Raw genomic sequence first — 15,391 nt, 5'->3', positions numbered from 1 at the left:
CAGCCTCCGTTTAAGATAGTGTACTTAAAAATAATTAAACAAGCTTATTTTTTTATGACTTTTATATTATTTTTAAAAAATGATAGCTTTGAAATAGCCACACTGTTAGCAGCTAGTATTTCTTCAACATCCACAATGCTCCGTTTTTTATTGTGAGTTTTTCTAATTGTCCATTTGCAGTTAGATTGTCCAAATAGTTTTCACTTTCAATTCGTGCTGTTCCTGTCAGTTCAGAAAATTCTTTTGCTGTCAATGAATGATATTTTGAAAATACATAACTCCAAGTCTTGTCATAGTTGGTTTTGATAGCAGTAGGAAAAAGTTTGAGTAAGGCACTCTCAAATGTATTATATGGTTTTGAGCCATAAACCATTTCCTTTTGTCCTGCTGTGTCTGTAAAAAACATTGTTGGAAAACCTCTTACGTCTAATTCTCTGCCTAATTTTAAATCTTCTTCAAAAAGTTCTTTTGCCTTTCCGTCATAATCTGTTTTAAATTTAATAATGTCAAGCCCAACTTTTTTTCCTGCTAATTCTAAATGTTCCCATTTTGAAATATTCTTTTTTGTAGAAATACCATTTCTCGTATTTCACGAAGAAACAAAATTGCTTTTTCATTGTCTTGCATTTGGGCTGCTTTAAAAGCAATTGAAGGTGGATAAGAAGAGTTTAAAGGGTCTTCAAACCAAACATTTCCGTCAATTGGCATATCGTAATAAACACTTACTTCGTCCCAATGATGTGCAACATCAGAAGGTTTACTTATGCCACCGCTATTATAACTCCAATTCGGCAATAAACCACCCATTCTGTATTCAATTTCAATATTTTCTCCATACTCCAATTTTAATTTTCGTAGTTGTGGTTCAATGCCCCAACAAGAAGAACAAATAGGGTCTGTGTAATAAATTATTTTTACGGGTTTTTTGTTTGCTTTTACAGAACTTGTATTTGCAGAATTAGTCCGGTTTGTTGGTATTTCGCAAATCCCACTTTCAGGATCGCACATCAAAGGATTGTTATTTTCCATTTTCTTTTTTGTTTGAGCTTGGCAACTAATGTTGCCAAGCATAATTAGTATTATTAAAGTTTTGAACATCATTTTTTGAATAATTTTTCAGAATATGCAGTGTTGGCAAATTCTTCCATTTTTGTAATTAAGCCATTTTCAACGGTATAAACCTGTACCCATTTTTGTTCCAAAATTTTTCCATTTTGTTTAATTTTTTTGTTTTTCAGAACCAAGGACAACCACAGTATTTCCGTTGTTTAAAATTTGTTCAACTTTAAAATCAAGAATCTCAACGTTCGATACGATGTTGCCGATAAATTTTACAACTTCATTTTTCCCTTTGTATGTTCCTGAATAAGGAATCAAATTACTTCCATTGTAGTTCCATACTGTAGAATCGGAAAGCGTTAGTTTTAGTGCTTCCATATTTCCTGCTCCAAATGCTTGTAGCATTTTATTTACAACCTCTACTTCTTTACTGTTGTTAGTTTGCGCATTCACACTCATTGTTGTTAGGCTTAATGCTAATAAGATTACGCCTACCGATTTGTTCATTACTTTTTTCATTTTTTTGAAATTTTGAAATTCTTATTAATGGTGCTAAACTATTACACATTAAATATAATTTTGTTATACATTTCCTTTTAGAAAGTAGTTTCCTTTTGGATACTATTCCATAGATTGGTAATTTTGTAAAATATAAATGACTAAACTTAATGAGAAAAAATGCTGAAATAAATGCAACACCTGTCTGTCAGGTAAGAATACAAGCAATTAAAGATGCGATGAGCTTGTTATCGGGAAAATGGAAATTTCATATTTTAGGTACTTTAATAGAAGGTAACACATTAGGTTTTATGGATTTGCTAAGAGAAGTAAATGGAATTGGCTCTAAAATGCTATCAAAAGAACTACAAGATTTAGAAATGAATAAATTAATAAGTCGAACAGTAATGAATACAAAACCCATTACTATTTCATATTCAATAACTGAATATGGCAAAACACTTTCACCTCTAATTGATGAAATAGCAAAATGGGGGATTGATTATAGAAAGTCTGTCTATAAAAATGAAATCTGATAAGTTTGTGTCGGGGGTCACTATACTTACCCCTAATATTTTGAGTATTGCCCAAAGTGGGAATTTTTAATACAAAGTTCAATTAAAAAGAAGATTGAATTTTGCGCAAGTATCCAATTGAGACTGTTCAATTCGACACTATCCTAAAAATGTATAAGTTATAATAAAGAGGTTGTTTTTATGCTTTTTGAGGATTTTTTTCTAAAAATCAGGAGTTGTACAACAGTTACCTATGTTAGCCATTCGTTATTTTTTTAGCATTCCTTCATTTAGATAACCAAATTTAACTAATTCAGTTTCATTTTCTAAATATCTTCCACATCCTTTATTTATCAAGTATATTTTAGTTGTAATTTCCAATAAATGCGAGTAGTTATGGTCTGTTATTATTAATCCTTTATTTTTTGATTGTTCTTTTATTTGTTTATTAATTTCGGTTGCAATTGCTGGAGAAATTCCGCTGTAAGGTTCATCTAAAAGACAAAATTTAGACTTATTAAATAAAATTAATTTGATTTGTAGATATTTTAATTCACCGACTGATAGTTCGCCGACTGAAGAATTTTTTAGTTTCTGTATAATATTATCCTCCCAAAACTCGTCAACTCTATTTTCTTCGATTGTTAGATTTACAGTTTTTATAACTGAAAAATTATTTGGAATAAAATTATTTTGTGGCAAATATGAAATCCCGTTTTCCATTTTAAATGATTGAGTTAACACTTTATTGTTAAGTCTTATAAAACTGTTTTCTGCTTTTAAAGTTCCAAATAATATTTTTAGAAGCGTTGATTTCCCGCTTCCATTTCTACCAAAAATCCCAACTATTTCACCAATTTCACATTTTAAATATATATCTGATAATACTTTTTTTCCGCCAAATGATTTATTTACGCTGTCAATTTCTAATTTATATTCCATTAATCAACAAAATAATAATTGATATTCCAAAGTTTAAAAGAAAACAGAACGATATTAATTTCAGTTTACTAATATTCATATTATAGTAAAAATAGTACTCATTTTTTCTAAATTGTTCTTTGTAAAAATAAATAATAGGAATTGCTAAAAATGACAAATTTACAACTACACTACTTGGATTAAACACTAAAGAAATGATTAATAAAAACAGATTTATAAATAATACACTTTTATAAAATTCCCAATATAATTTCAGTTTCATAATGAAGATTCATTTGTTCTTTGTGCGGTTATCGATAATGACGCACAACGCCAGTCTGTGAAAAAACTTCACATCCCTTTTCAAATATATCTAAAATAATTAGTTTAAAAATAAAATATTTCGCATTCTTAACAATGCACACATCTAGGAAATCTCTCTAGAATTCTCAGTAAAAGTTTTATACAAAGTCTTTAGAGCCAAGTTTTGTGCTTTGTTCTTTAGTCAAGCCCCTGAGCAATATGGGCTATAAAAGAATAACCATGACAAAAGAACTGCGTGGTTTATGCCAAGAAGCCTTTTGGTAGTCCAAAATCAGTAGTGGAATATTTAGGACGTTACACCCACAAAATAGCCATTAGCAACCACCGACTCCGAGAGGTGACTGCAAAAGAGGTAATTTTTAGCTACAAGGAGTAAAAAGGAAATGACACTTTCTTTAGGGGAGTTTACAAGGCGTTTTGCTTTGCATATACTACCCAAAAACTTTGTCAAAATAAGACATTACGGATTTTTGAGTAGTACTTGGAAACGAAATAAGTTGCCTGCTTTGCAGGCAAAACTCCAAGCAAAACCTATACAAACGAAGATTAAAACAAAAGTATTACTTAAATGTCCCTGTTGTAAAAACGGATATTTGCATACCCTAGCTGTGTTTGATAAAAGAGGGCCTCCTGCTTGGTATCTTGCCACTAGCCAAAACACAAGTTCCTGTAAAAGCTAACGTTATGGGTAAGGGTACTTATGCACAAAAGTGAAGGAAAACACTCAGAAAAACTCCGAAATACAGACTTCAAAAAAGAGGCACAGTGTGCCTCTTGTATATCATTAAACTTTTAGTTCGAAATTCCCATAGTGAGTGGATGGAATGCAATCGGTTCCGTTCAACAGAGGTTTACTTCACTGAGTTTCTATTTTGTTTTGGTGTTCAGTGATTACAATTCATTGTTCGTGCTTCGCACGCAACGAAACCTTAGCTGTTGTGTGCAGGTTTAATTATTTACAACCGTTCGATTCTTCTACAGTTTTTCCTTTGCTTTTGCTGTCAGTTACAAAATAAACTAGCGATTTTGCATCTTCATCTCCAATTTCTAAATCTGGATTTTTAACCCAAATTTCAAATGCAATTTCTTTCTTTGTTAATAGTTGTTCAATGTTTATTCCTGTGCAAGTGTAATTTTTGGTTATCGAATTTAAATCTATTTTTTTCTCCAGTTTTCCAACTGGAATAATATTAACATAATTTGAATCAATTGGTTCTATATATCCTTCTTTTGGAATATATTCTGTCATTTTTATAGATTCTATAAAATATCCATCTGAGAGAACTTTAACTGTTTTTGTATCATTATCTAATTCAATTTTATGTCTTTCAGGACAAATCCAGCAGCTTTGAGATAAAATTAAAATAAGTAAAAATAGAAGTTTTTTCATTAGATTTTTTCAACATTTCGTTCGTCAAAACTTGCACACAACGTCAGTCTGTGAAAAAACTTCACAAACCCTGTCAAATATAGCCAAAATAGTTTGTTAAAAAATCGATTTTTCGTATTTTAAAATAGGCAACACATCCAAGGAATCTCGCGTAATCAGTTACATTTGTCCAGCTTAGAAGACAAGTATTGATATCCAGTATCAAAGGGAAACAATAAAAAACTCCGAAATACAGACTTCAAAAAAAGAGGCACAGTGTGCCTCTTGTATATCATTAAACTTTTAATTCAAAATTTTCATAGTAAGTAAATGGAATTCAATCAGTTTCATTCAACAATGGTTTACTTCACTAAGTTTCTATTTTGCTTTGGTGTTCAGTGATTACAATTTATTGTTCGTGCTCCGCACGCAACGAAACCTTAGCTGTTAGCACTAGTTATTATTGAAAAAATTCATTAATTTATCATTAATTGCTTTATTGGATCTTACAAAATCAAAAATGGGCCATTCTAAATATTGGTCTATAATAATCTCATCAAGTAATATAGCTTTCTGAAATAACTCTTCTATATTTTCGAAATTATCATTTAATATGTTATATGATATTTTAAAAATAGGAGTTGAAGTTCCAATTTTAATTTCTTTGAGAGCCATTTTTAATTCATTACTTAAATTTTGTTTTTTTAAAGCAATTGCATTATTAAATTTTACTCTTAGTAGATAATCTTCTTGTAAATCATTTCGAGGCTCAATTCTTTCAGAAAATTTATATGTTTTACATACGAGATTGTATTTTTCATTTTTCAAATCTTCATAAGTTTGAACCATAATTTCATAAATAGCATTGTCGATATTATTTTTATCCCATTCACCCCAACAATTAAATAATAGAAGTTGTCCAGCTAGTTTAAACTCATTTAAAGCTTGTAAAAAATATACTGAGTCAACTGATATTTCCTCTCCTAGTTTGTACTTGTAGGGATTACCAGTTCTGGATATATATTTTTTATTAATGATTGAAGAGTTATGTACAATTAAATGTCTCCTTTCTCTTATTTCAATTATTTTATTCCAATCAATTAGTTCTTTCTCTAATCCAATAGATAATTTTTTCTCAAAATGTTCAAGTAAATCATTAAAAGATTTTTCAACTAAAATTGATTCTACTTCTTTAATTATTAGGCTTTTTATCGCTTCGTCAATATTTTCAAATTCCGTTAATTCTTTTAATGTTATTTTAAATTCTTTGTCATTTAAGGATTTTCTAAATTTATTATAATAGTAATTTAGTAAGTCAGCTAGTAAATACTCAAAATAATTATTTAACATCAAAAATGAACTTCTCGATAAAAGCTCATAGTTTCTGGGATTTATTTTGTGTTCTCGTTTTATTCTATAATCAACTTCTTGGAAAAGTTCTTCAATAAATTCATCAAATTCTTCTGATTTTTCTTCAGGAATTTCTAATTCATTTGGTTCTTCTTGTTTTGAAAAATTTTCTGGCTCTGTTAATTCTATTTCCGAAGTTTTTATAATATTATTTTCTGATTTCTCTGTAAATGTCTCATCAGTATCATTTTCTGAATCAAGATTTTCTGTATCGTCATCCGATAGAATATCATTAATTATTTCTTTTATTTTTTTTGCCTTGTCGTGTTTAATAGTATTGTCTTCATCATTAGCAAGTGATCCAAATTTGTTGAAGTATGATTGAACACTATTTATGTTTTCAAAATATGTATTATATAAATCTTCAATTTTCATGAGTGAAATAATTATGGTTCTCGTCTATTTAATAATTAGTGCTAACGGTTTACGTATATGTGTCAGGAGCGGATTTTGAAGCCGAAACTTTCAATTTTGTACTGACATAAGCAAAACCATTTTTTATTTGCTAATTTACATTTTTTATGGAAATAAAAAATGGATTTTGCGACATAGAAAACCGAAACTTCGATTTAGCACTTAACCCGCTCTTGCACATATACGATGTTAGCCGATGTTTTTTTGAAATCTTTTTCTCAAAACTAAACCCAAAATCCAGATTGTGAGTAATATTACTAATATCAAAATTTTTGTTGAATCTAACTCAGGAAAAAAATTGTTAAGGGAGTGGAATCCGCTAACTGCGATTAATGAATTGGTTGAGTCAGCAACTTTACCAATTCCCCAACTTCCCAAAATTAATATTCCGAAAAATAACAGATTTGAAGAGGTCAATTCAAAATTTAAATGCCACAAAAACCATAAAGAAGAAACAATTAAAATATTTGCGAAAAGTGGTAATCCTTTTAGATTTTGGTATAGGAATCCCCGCCAACCGATTTCTTCAAATAATCCGTAAACAAGAATAGATAAAATAACCAACCAAGGAATTGTCCCTTTTGAAAAATATGTGACGCTTGAAATTAATACAATTGGCAATACCCAATAAATCATTAAAGGAAGAACTAAACTTTTATAATTCCCTTTTAAATTCATTGTTGGTTTTATTTTAAAAATCATAAAGACCGCCAATGCACCCAAAGCAGGTCCAATTCCGGTTAGGATAGATTTCAAATATTCATTTCCAATACCGTCAAGAACTCCTGCTTTATTAGTTAAATATCTGCAAATAACCGCAACAACATAAAAAATGATAATAGCCAAATAATTAATCTTATTTTTCATAGTTTTAAATAATTATTTGGCAAAAATATCAAACGAGTTCAGAAAAAGGCTTGACGAAAGTTAAGAAATCTTTTTTCTAATTCTACTTAAACTTTCTGGAGCAATTCCTAAATAAGAAGCAATAATTTTTAATGGAGTTCTTTGAAAAATAAGTGGTCTTTCTTTGATAAGTTTCAGATATCTTTCAGTCGGTGAAAGAGTTAAAAGATTGATTTGTTCAGACTGTTTTTTAGTAAACATTATATCAGAAATTGCTTTTCCAATTAATAATGATTGATGTGCTTTTTCATAAAGAATATTTAAATTTTCAAAACTTAACGACCATAAAATTGTGTCTTCAAGGCATTCTGTTTTAATTACTGTAGATTTTTGGGTTAGAAAAGAGAGATAATCGCTAAAAATTTCATTTTCATAATATAGATTTATGCAGATATCTTTTTCTTCATTCGGAACAAAGTGAGCAACTGAGCCTAAAACTAAGATGTTAATGAATTTTTCAGTTTTATAATACTCTTTTATTATATCATTTTTTGAAAATTCTCGAACAATTATATGTTTAGAAAATTCAGTCCAAAATTTCAATTCAACAGGATAATAATTATCAAAAATTTCTTTAATTTTTTTCGGAGACGGATTTTCCATAAAATATCGGCTAACGTCAGTCTGTGAAAAAACTTCACAGCATCAGCCAAATATAGCTAAAATAATTAGGAAAAAAAGAGGGAAGTTTGTATTTTTAATAATGCAACATATCCAAGGAATCTCCCGTAATCAGTTACATTTATCCAGCTTAGAGGATAAAATTACTTCTGATAATCCTGTTCGTTTTATAGATGCTTTTGTTCAATACATAGACCTTCAAAAAGTAGGATTTACGCCTGTTGTTTTAAAATCCGAAGGTCGTCCGAGTTTCAAGGCGGAAGTATTTCTTAAAATCTATTTATATGGATATTTAAATGGCATACGCAGCTCTAGAAGATTAGAAAAAGAATGTATTCGTAATATTGAAATGCAATGGTTACTGGAAGATATTCGTCCTAATTACCACAGTATTTCCGATTTTAGAAAAGACAACCCTAAAGGACTCAAACAACTCTTTAAACTATTTGTTTCTTTTTTGAAAGATGCCGATTTAGTGGCTGGACAAACCATTGCTATAGACGGAACAAAATCTAGAGCACATAATGGTAAAAAGTCAAATTTTAATCAAAAGAAGATTGACAAGCACTTGGCATATATTGAAGCTCGAACACAAGAATACTTAGACGAATTAGAAAAAAATGATACTAAAGAAAACGTAGAAAAAGTTACCAATATTCAACAAAAGATTAAGCGATTACAGCAAAACAAAATCAAATACGAGCTATTAGAAGAAGCATTAAATACCAGTGGAGAACCTCAAGTTAGTACTACAGATCCAGATGCTAGAGCATTGCTAGTTCAAGGACAAGTAGTAGAAGTTTCCTATAATATTCAAGCAGCTGTAGATGACAAACACAATTTAGTAGTTGCCACCCATACCATTAACCGTAATGATAAAAACGCACTTTCAACCATAGCTTTAGAAGCTAAAGAAAACTTAGAAGTAGAAACATTTACCGTTTTAGCCGATAAAGGTTATCACACAGGAAGAGAAATAAAAAGCTGTATTCAAAACAATATCACCACCATCGTAGCCCAACCCAATCAAGGTAAAAGCAACGAAAACGGCACACAGCCTGAGTATTTAGTAGCTAAGTTTACTTATAACAAACAAGAAAACACCTATACTTGTCCCCAAGAACAAACCTTAACTACCACTGGACGATGGCACAAGAAAACAGGACGCACAGAGGAAAGTGGTTACCTATTCCAGAAATACCGTACACCAGCGTGTAAAACCTGTCCAGTAAAAGAGCTATGCACTAGCAGAAAAGGAGGCAGAGAACTAGACAGAAGTCAGTATGCCTCTGTAGTAGAACAAAACAACAAACGCTACAAAGAAAATCCACAATTATACCGAAAGCGACAGGAGATAAATGAGCACATTTTTGGCACGATCAAAAGACACTGGGGCTACAATCATACTAATTTGACAGGATTAGAAAAAGTAAATAGCGAACATAGCTTGATTATGCTGGTGTACAACATCAAGCGTACCATCAATATACTTGGGCTACCTGATTTAATAGCAAAAATTAAAGCTTGGAACTCGCCTTACAAGAGAAAGGACTTGTTTTTGATAAAAACGACCTATTTAAACTTGTTTTTAGCATTTGTATTTTTTGGAAAACCTCAAGACAAGTCAAAAATTAGCATTGCTTAGAACAAAGTTATATTGGTTTGGTGGGATAAATTTTATTTAAAAAAGAGGTTTTTTCACAGCCTGACGCTTTGCAGCTTGGCGACAGTAGCGAAGCCAGCGAGTGATTTATTTTCCGTTAAAGATAAACATTTTCGGGAAGAAAATTTAGAATGGAAAACAATTTAGCTATTGCGCCAAACTGCTGTTATGTGATGGTCGCTGCACAAAGTATTTAAAAACGTCACAATTTTCCACAGTAAATTTCCGCATAGTTTTCTTCAGTCTTATTTTCCAATAAATTTTCTTTGAAATGATTCTTAGATTTTTTTCAGTTATTTTAAACGATAGAAATTTACGGTTTGATTTTCCAAACAGATTTTCCAAACAGATTTTCCGCAAAGAAATTCTGGAAAGATTTTCCACAAACTTATTCCGTTTCTTTTTCGGTGATTCTTTTTCCGCAAAGTAGAGTAGAAGCTTTAGTTTCCACTAAAGCGCAAAAGAATTTATTGAGTATTTTTCCACGTTCGCTTTCAGCGACTGTCACATAACTCATAAATAGGCGAACCTATCTTAATCCTATTTATTGTTATTATTGAAACAATTTAAAAAGGCGTAGTTCGCATTTTGTATTGTTTTTTCCAAATATAACGATAATAATGATTAAAAACAGTTAGAAATATACTCATCAAGATAGTTTTTTGAGGTCAACCTTTCTAGTTAACTGCATATTCTTAAAGCAATTATAACAGCAGAAAGTAGTTATTTAGCTAAACTTGTCAAAGAAAATAAAGCCTACCTAAAAAGTGTAATAGCTACTACTTGACCTGACAGTTGTAAGTTTAATTTTGCTTGGCAGATGATTTGTAATTTCATTTCTCCGTGAGTTTCTTTCTCTTGTTTCGCTTTTTCAATAGCGACAACCTGTGATTCGGTAAGTAGCAATCCTTCTTTGGCAACCTTGGTTTCTAATGCTTTTAAACGTTTTTTAAAAGTCTCTAAATCATTACGAAGCCAAATAGAGCGAACACTCTCTTGGAGATAACACAATCCTTCTTTACGTAATTCATTACTAACTCGTTGTTGACCTAGAGCTGGATTATCGGTGGTTATAGTGATTAGTTTTTGCTCAATATGTGGCTCAACACGATTTTTAAGAATAGGTTTACTACGACTTATTTCTTGAAGCGCTAATTCTCCTCCTGTTTCATATAATTCTTGAAAACGATAAAAGCTATCACGACTATAGCCCATAATTCTACAAGCTTCTGATACATTTTTTGGCTTTGTTGCTAAGTTTAATAGTCCTATCTTATTGCCTATTAATTCTTGATTTGTTATCATATTCAATCTTAAAAGTTACTGTTTTTATTGGCAACTGTCAGATTAAATATTAACTATTACAGGATAGACATACACATTAATTTCTTGTTTGTTTTCAAATTCGCTTATGCATTTTATTTTAGTTGATTTATAATTGATTGTAATATCAAACTACTTTTAAAAATAAGACTTTATTTGTTTTTTGTTTTTAAATATTGATCCAATAAACTCCCTTGTTTGCCTTCAATAAATCGTTCGTCTTCATAAATGGTTTCACCTGTTGTTCCGTTTATTATATAACAAGTCAATTTTAATGGATTGGTTTTATGATAACTCCACACTTCATATAAAGGAATTTTTAAATGTTTTTTTTCTTCATATCGGTTTATTGAGTGAATTTGTTTTATATTATAAATATCAATTTGATATTGGTTATTCATTTTTGTAGCTAAATCTTCTATTGTGTATTTATATGGTAAATCGTAATTTGTTTCTCTGATTAATTTACCTTGCTCATCATATTCCTTTTTAAAACCAAATTTTATAGAATAAAAACTTTTTAAAATTGATTTTAATTTAGAGTTTTTATGAAATTCTTTATATATCTTTATTCCTGTTTTTTCATTACTTCTTTCTTCCCAGAATGTTTTATCTTCACTTTCTACTTGCCTAATTTTTTCATTGTCTTCATGAAAAATGTAACCATTGTTAGTTTTATTTTTTCTATATTTTTCTATATCTATTGTTTCCATATTAATATTATTTATAGATTCTGATTTGACTTGACTCTTACAGGATAAAAAAGCAAGCAAATATATTATTTGTATTAATCTCATTTTATACCTTTTTTTTAATTATTCCCCATTGCCATTTCCACGTAGTCTTTCTTAGTGCTCCATTATAACTCATCACATTGTCAGTAGCTAATAAAGGATTTGTTCGTGCATAAACAAAAGTGAATTTTTGATTATATTCTGTAATTACACCATTACTATGAGTATGATATAAACCAAGCCCATGCAATGCTTCATGACTAAGTGTTAAGTTATTACGCATCTTATATAAAATTAAATTTTTAACACCAACATCTTCAATCTGACCAGCTGCATTATCATAAACTTCATCTTGTAAAACAAATACAGTAAAATAATTATTGTATTTACTGTTACCTGGAATAGCTATAAATTTACGTCTTATATCTCTGAAAAAATGTGGTATTTTATCTGTTGGGGTTGATCGATAGTCTTCGTTATACTTACCTGCTTGATCATACTTCCCACCTGCAATAAAATCTGGATCAGTAGTTAGATCAAATTCATTAATCCCAACAGAATTTGAATAATTTTCATCTTTAGGCACTATTAAACTTTGATATAATGAATTATATAAAGTTACTTTTTCAGAATCTGTAAAGATCCCTGATACGGCTGATCCAGTTAAGTTAGTCCTTAGTTGTACAAACACAAACTTTAGCTCCTTAATATTCTTGACCGCGTGTTGTCCTGTAGTATTTTTATTAGGCAAAACAATTATTCTACCAGCAAGTTTACGTTCCATAAGTTGCTCGGCTATAGATTTTGCCAAAGAACCCTTAGGATAGACATATACATTAATTTCTTGTTGTGTGGTAAAGCCTTCTATACATTTTACTTTTATACTATCAGCCGTAGCTTCACGTTTTGCCCCTAATGCTTTGTCGCTTATTAATACTGGATTTGTATCGCTACCATCTTTATCATTTATTTCAAAATAGCGTTTGTAAAAAACTATTCTTATTTAATCGAGGAATTATTTGTTCTTTTTATAAATTCTTCTTTAGTAGAAATTCTAATTCTTTTATTTTGTGGCAATGTTTCCGTTGCAAAACCACTCTTATATTCTTCAAATAAAATCTCTCCAGTATTTCCATTTATTACAATTGCTTTTGCTCCGCCTCCATCTTGTATGTAAAGATTTACTTCATAAATGTAAGGTGCAAATCCAGGGTAAAATTCAATTTTACTTCTATTAACGTAATATTGAATGCCTCTTTCAATATTTGAGTTAGATGGAACCATTAAATCAATATCATAATCTGTCTTTATAAGTCTGCAAAGATCTTCAATACTGAATTTATAATTCTTCTCATAATCAGTTTCTTTGATTAGATTACCTGATTGATCAAATTCTTTTTGAATATTAGATGGTATATTATAGAAAAGACTACCTATTGCCTTAATTCTACTGTTACCATAATAGACAAAGTAATCAATGAATGGTGAATTTTTTTTATGAATATCTAAAATAGTTTCTTTTGTAGGTTCTATAAATTCATTGATTACGACATGATCTCCATTAGGTAATACTTTCATATTTACGCTCGGATCAATTTTTAAATTGGCGTAATACTCTTTATTGAAATATTCCATACTATCTTTTTTTATAATTAATTTTTCTTTTTTATCTTGTGATTTACATGATATTATACTAAAAAATAATATTCCTAATATTAATACTCGTGTCATAAATGTTTTTTTAACTGTTGCCATTTCCAAGTTGCACGACGCAAATCTGAATAGTCTATAATATTTTCAGTCAATTTGTATTTGAAAGTAAATTTACCATTTTTATCAAAGGAATGATATAAACCTAAACTATGCAAAAGTTAGTGAACAAGACAGGTAGAACATGAACAACAAATATCTACCCATTTTTATTTTCTATTTTTTTCAAACTCTTCTTTCGAAAGAATTTTAATTCTTTTATTTTTTGGCAATGCTTCAATTCCAAATCCACCTCTTTGGGTTTCAAAAAGAATTTCACCTGTATTGCCATCTATAACTAACATTTTATCTCCGCCACCATCTTGGATGTAAAATTGTACTGTGTAACAATTTGCTACAAAACCTTTAGCAAACTCTGATTTACCTCTGCCTACATTATATTGTACAGCCCTTGAATCATTTGAATTAGGTTTAATCATTAAATCAATATCATATTCTGATTTTATAAGTTTGCACAAATCTTCAATACTGAATTTAAAATCTTTGTCATAATCAATTTCTTTAATCAATTTACCTGATTCGTCGTATTCCTTTAAAATTCCTATTGGAAAACCATAAAAATCTTGGCTTTCAATATGAATAGTTTTAGTCTTAATATAATAAATCTTAACATAAGTTACTGGGAATATTTTATCTTTTATCCTAAAAATATAATTTATTTTATCACCAGCATCAAAATATTGTGCATTATTGCCATTTGATAACGTAACAAAATCTCCAGTTTGCTTTCCTATTAAATCTCTTAAAATTCTCTCATCATTAATTTCCATATTATTAGCTTTTATAATTTGTAATTGCTTCTTTTCTTGACTTTTACAACCAATTGCATTAATTAATAGTACTATTACTAAATATCGTATCATACATGTTTTTTTAATATTTCCCATTGCCATTTCCAAGTTGTTTTTCTCAATGAGCCATTATAACTCATAAAATTATCTGTGCCATGTGCAGAATCGTACCATGCATGCTTATACACATATTTTTGTGTTTTTGGATGATCATAATTGCAATAATGAACTGATAACACATAACGACCAGTGGGTACATTGTAATTCCAAGTGGAATTATCTGTACCTACATACAAATTGTTTTTATTATTTTTTAATGCATTGTTGTTTACAGTTGCACGTCTATTATCTTTATCAAAAATGGTTGCTGTATTAGGGTCAGTAGTATCTATATATACATGAGTTAAATCCCTGTGAGTATGATACAATCCGAGACCATGCATTCCTTCATGTGGAAGTGTTTTTGAGTTTCTAGCATTAAACAAAGCCACCGCTTTTTTCTCTATATCTTCGGCAAAACCATTAAGATTATCACAAGGTTCGTCAAAAGAAAATACCATAAAATCATTTTGATAGGCGTTTGAGGTTGCCGTATTTAACAAAGTTCGCAATACTGGTATTAGAGTATTACTGTATTTTAATTCATCTACACTACTTTTTATAAATGTAGAACCTAGTCGAGCACCCGAACTGTTGTATTGTTGCTTAAACCGAGTATCAGCAGTCACATCCAAAATAATATCTGTAATTGTCCCTGCACTGTTGGTTCTTTGATCAGTAATATTAGCTTTAATCAAGCTTTGATATAAACCATTAACTAAATCTTTTTTCTCGCCTGACGCATTTGTAGTTCCAGTATCGAATGCACCAGTTCTTATATTTGATAATCCACCTAAAATATTTGTCCTTACTTTTACCAAAACAACATTCAATTCCTTAATATTCTTCACTGCATTTTGCCCGGTTGTATTTTTATTAGGTAGTACAATAATCTTTCCAGCAAGTTTACGTTCCATAAGTGTTCGGCTATTGATTTTGCCAAAGACCCCTTAGGATAGACATATACATTAATT

The 15,391-nt window shown here is 29.8% G+C and carries 13 protein-coding genes and 3 pseudogenes; 3 read left to right on the top strand and 13 right to left on the bottom strand.

All coding sequences use genetic code 11. The features are described from left to right. Positions 1-112: 112 nt before the first annotated feature. Together JJC03_RS08350 and JJC03_RS08345 are read right to left on the bottom strand one after the other, a co-directional pair. Positions 113-1,008 (bottom strand): annotated as a pseudogene (locus JJC03_RS08350) (ClpXP adapter SpxH family protein). A 210-nt stretch (positions 1,009-1,218) separates the two neighbouring features. After that, positions 1,219-1,578: a nuclear transport factor 2 family protein gene (locus tag JJC03_RS08345; RefSeq protein WP_235874309.1), complete on the bottom strand. Its 360-nt coding sequence runs from the start codon at positions 1,576-1,578 to the stop codon at positions 1,219-1,221. A 149-nt stretch (positions 1,579-1,727) separates the two neighbouring features. Here JJC03_RS08345 and JJC03_RS08340 point away from each other — a divergent pair, with 149 nt between their 5' ends. Next, entirely contained in the window at positions 1,728-2,093 is a 366-nt protein-coding gene (locus tag JJC03_RS08340) for a winged helix-turn-helix transcriptional regulator (protein WP_060382972.1), read from the top strand. Between the two features lie 246 nt (positions 2,094-2,339). Here JJC03_RS08340 and JJC03_RS08335 read toward each other — a convergent pair whose 3' ends face one another. After that, positions 2,340-3,014: an ATP-binding cassette domain-containing protein gene (locus JJC03_RS08335; RefSeq protein WP_103715455.1), complete on the bottom strand. Its 675-nt coding sequence runs from the start codon at positions 3,012-3,014 to the stop codon at positions 2,340-2,342. Between the two features lie 425 nt (positions 3,015-3,439). Between JJC03_RS08335 and JJC03_RS17655 the strand changes: the two are divergent. Continuing rightward, positions 3,440-3,997: pseudogene (locus JJC03_RS17655) on the top strand (IS91 family transposase); the annotation flags it as partial. Between the two features lie 272 nt (positions 3,998-4,269). On the opposite strand, the gene JJC03_RS08320 reads toward JJC03_RS17655, so the two are convergent. The 4 genes from JJC03_RS08320 to JJC03_RS08305 all read right to left on the bottom strand — a co-directional run bounded on the left by JJC03_RS08320 (position 4,270) and on the right by JJC03_RS08305 (position 8,019). Next, positions 4,270-4,707, bottom strand: coding sequence for a hypothetical protein (locus JJC03_RS08320; RefSeq protein ID WP_235874308.1), 438 nt, complete (start codon positions 4,705-4,707; stop codon positions 4,270-4,272). Between the two features lie 432 nt (positions 4,708-5,139). After that, positions 5,140-6,471 carry a hypothetical protein gene (locus JJC03_RS08315; RefSeq protein ID WP_235874307.1) on the bottom strand — a complete coding sequence of 444 codons (1,332 nt, stop codon included), beginning with the start codon at positions 6,469-6,471 and terminating at the stop codon, positions 5,140-5,142. Positions 6,472-6,699: 228 nt separating this feature from the next. Continuing rightward, positions 6,700-7,377 carry a CPBP family intramembrane glutamic endopeptidase gene (locus JJC03_RS08310; RefSeq protein WP_103715697.1) on the bottom strand — a complete coding sequence of 226 codons (678 nt, stop codon included), beginning with the start codon at positions 7,375-7,377 and terminating at the stop codon, positions 6,700-6,702. A 60-nt stretch (positions 7,378-7,437) separates the two neighbouring features. Further along, complete coding sequence (locus tag JJC03_RS08305) at positions 7,438-8,019, bottom strand: Crp/Fnr family transcriptional regulator (RefSeq protein ID WP_103715698.1); 582 nt, start codon at positions 8,017-8,019, stop codon at positions 7,438-7,440. Positions 8,020-8,119: 100 nt separating this feature from the next. On the opposite strand from JJC03_RS08305, the gene JJC03_RS08300 reads away from it, so the two are divergent. Further along, positions 8,120-9,682, top strand: coding sequence for an IS1182 family transposase (locus JJC03_RS08300; protein WP_235874306.1), 1,563 nt, complete (start codon positions 8,120-8,122; stop codon positions 9,680-9,682). Positions 9,683-10,525: 843 nt separating this feature from the next. Here JJC03_RS08300 and JJC03_RS08295 read toward each other — a convergent pair. The 6 genes and pseudogenes from JJC03_RS08295 to JJC03_RS08270 all read right to left on the bottom strand — a co-directional run. Continuing rightward, positions 10,526-11,005: pseudogene (locus tag JJC03_RS08295) on the bottom strand (helix-turn-helix domain-containing protein); the annotation flags it as partial. A 170-nt stretch (positions 11,006-11,175) separates the two neighbouring features. Next, positions 11,176-11,736: a hypothetical protein gene (locus tag JJC03_RS08290; RefSeq protein WP_123895808.1), complete on the bottom strand. Its 561-nt coding sequence runs from the start codon at positions 11,734-11,736 to the stop codon at positions 11,176-11,178. 85 nt (positions 11,737-11,821) lie between these two features. Then, on the bottom strand, positions 11,822-12,541 hold the full coding sequence (locus JJC03_RS08285) for a hypothetical protein (protein ID WP_060382978.1): 720 nt from the start codon (positions 12,539-12,541) through the stop codon (positions 11,822-11,824). A gap of 215 nt (positions 12,542-12,756) precedes the next feature. Then, positions 12,757-13,488, bottom strand: a complete 732-nt coding sequence (locus JJC03_RS08280) for a hypothetical protein (protein WP_235874305.1) — start codon at positions 13,486-13,488, stop codon at positions 12,757-12,759. A gap of 188 nt (positions 13,489-13,676) precedes the next feature. Further along, a complete protein-coding gene (locus JJC03_RS08275; RefSeq protein ID WP_145902555.1) occupies positions 13,677-14,390 on the bottom strand; it encodes a hypothetical protein in 714 nt (237 codons plus the stop codon). Next, positions 14,387-15,334, bottom strand: coding sequence for a hypothetical protein (locus JJC03_RS08270; protein ID WP_165624372.1), 948 nt, complete (start codon positions 15,332-15,334; stop codon positions 14,387-14,389). Before JJC03_RS08270 ends, JJC03_RS08275 begins: the two co-directional genes overlap by 4 nt. Between the last annotated feature and the right edge of the window lie 57 nt (positions 15,335-15,391).

The organism is Flavobacterium oreochromis, from assembly GCF_019565455.1.
Lineage (GTDB): Bacteria > Bacteroidota > Bacteroidia > Flavobacteriales > Flavobacteriaceae > Flavobacterium > Flavobacterium oreochromis.
The sequence above is the reverse complement of the archived record's forward strand: the minus strand, read 5'-3'. Positions and strand labels throughout refer to the sequence as shown.

Bases quoted from the DNA above. Each gene is read 5' to 3' on its own strand.
- JJC03_RS08300 (WP_235874306.1), top strand. From the start codon at position 8,120: ATGCAACATATCCAAGGAATCTCCCGTAATCAGTTACATTTATCCAGC.
- JJC03_RS08275 (WP_145902555.1), bottom strand. From the start codon at position 14,390: ATGATACGATATTTAGTAATAGTACTATTAATTAATGCAATTGGTTGT.
- JJC03_RS08305 (WP_103715698.1), bottom strand. From the start codon at position 8,019: ATGGAAAATCCGTCTCCGAAAAAAATTAAAGAAATTTTTGATAATTAT.
- JJC03_RS08270 (WP_165624372.1), bottom strand. From the start codon at position 15,334: ATGGAACGTAAACTTGCTGGAAAGATTATTGTACTACCTAATAAAAAT.
- JJC03_RS08340 (WP_060382972.1), top strand. From the start codon at position 1,728: ATGAGAAAAAATGCTGAAATAAATGCAACACCTGTCTGTCAGGTAAGA.
- JJC03_RS08280 (WP_235874305.1), bottom strand. From the start codon at position 13,488: ATGACACGAGTATTAATATTAGGAATATTATTTTTTAGTATAATATCA.
- JJC03_RS08345 (WP_235874309.1), bottom strand. From the start codon at position 1,578: ATGAAAAAAGTAATGAACAAATCGGTAGGCGTAATCTTATTAGCATTA.
- JJC03_RS08335 (WP_103715455.1), bottom strand. From the start codon at position 3,014: ATGGAATATAAATTAGAAATTGACAGCGTAAATAAATCATTTGGCGGA.
- JJC03_RS08285 (WP_060382978.1), bottom strand. From the start codon at position 12,541: ATGGAACGTAAACTTGCTGGTAGAATAATTGTTTTGCCTAATAAAAAT.
- JJC03_RS08310 (WP_103715697.1), bottom strand. From the start codon at position 7,377: ATGAAAAATAAGATTAATTATTTGGCTATTATCATTTTTTATGTTGTT.
- JJC03_RS08320 (WP_235874308.1), bottom strand. From the start codon at position 4,707: ATGAAAAAACTTCTATTTTTACTTATTTTAATTTTATCTCAAAGCTGC.
- JJC03_RS08290 (WP_123895808.1), bottom strand. From the start codon at position 11,736: ATGGAAACAATAGATATAGAAAAATATAGAAAAAATAAAACTAACAAT.
- JJC03_RS08315 (WP_235874307.1), bottom strand. From the start codon at position 6,471: ATGAAAATTGAAGATTTATATAATACATATTTTGAAAACATAAATAGT.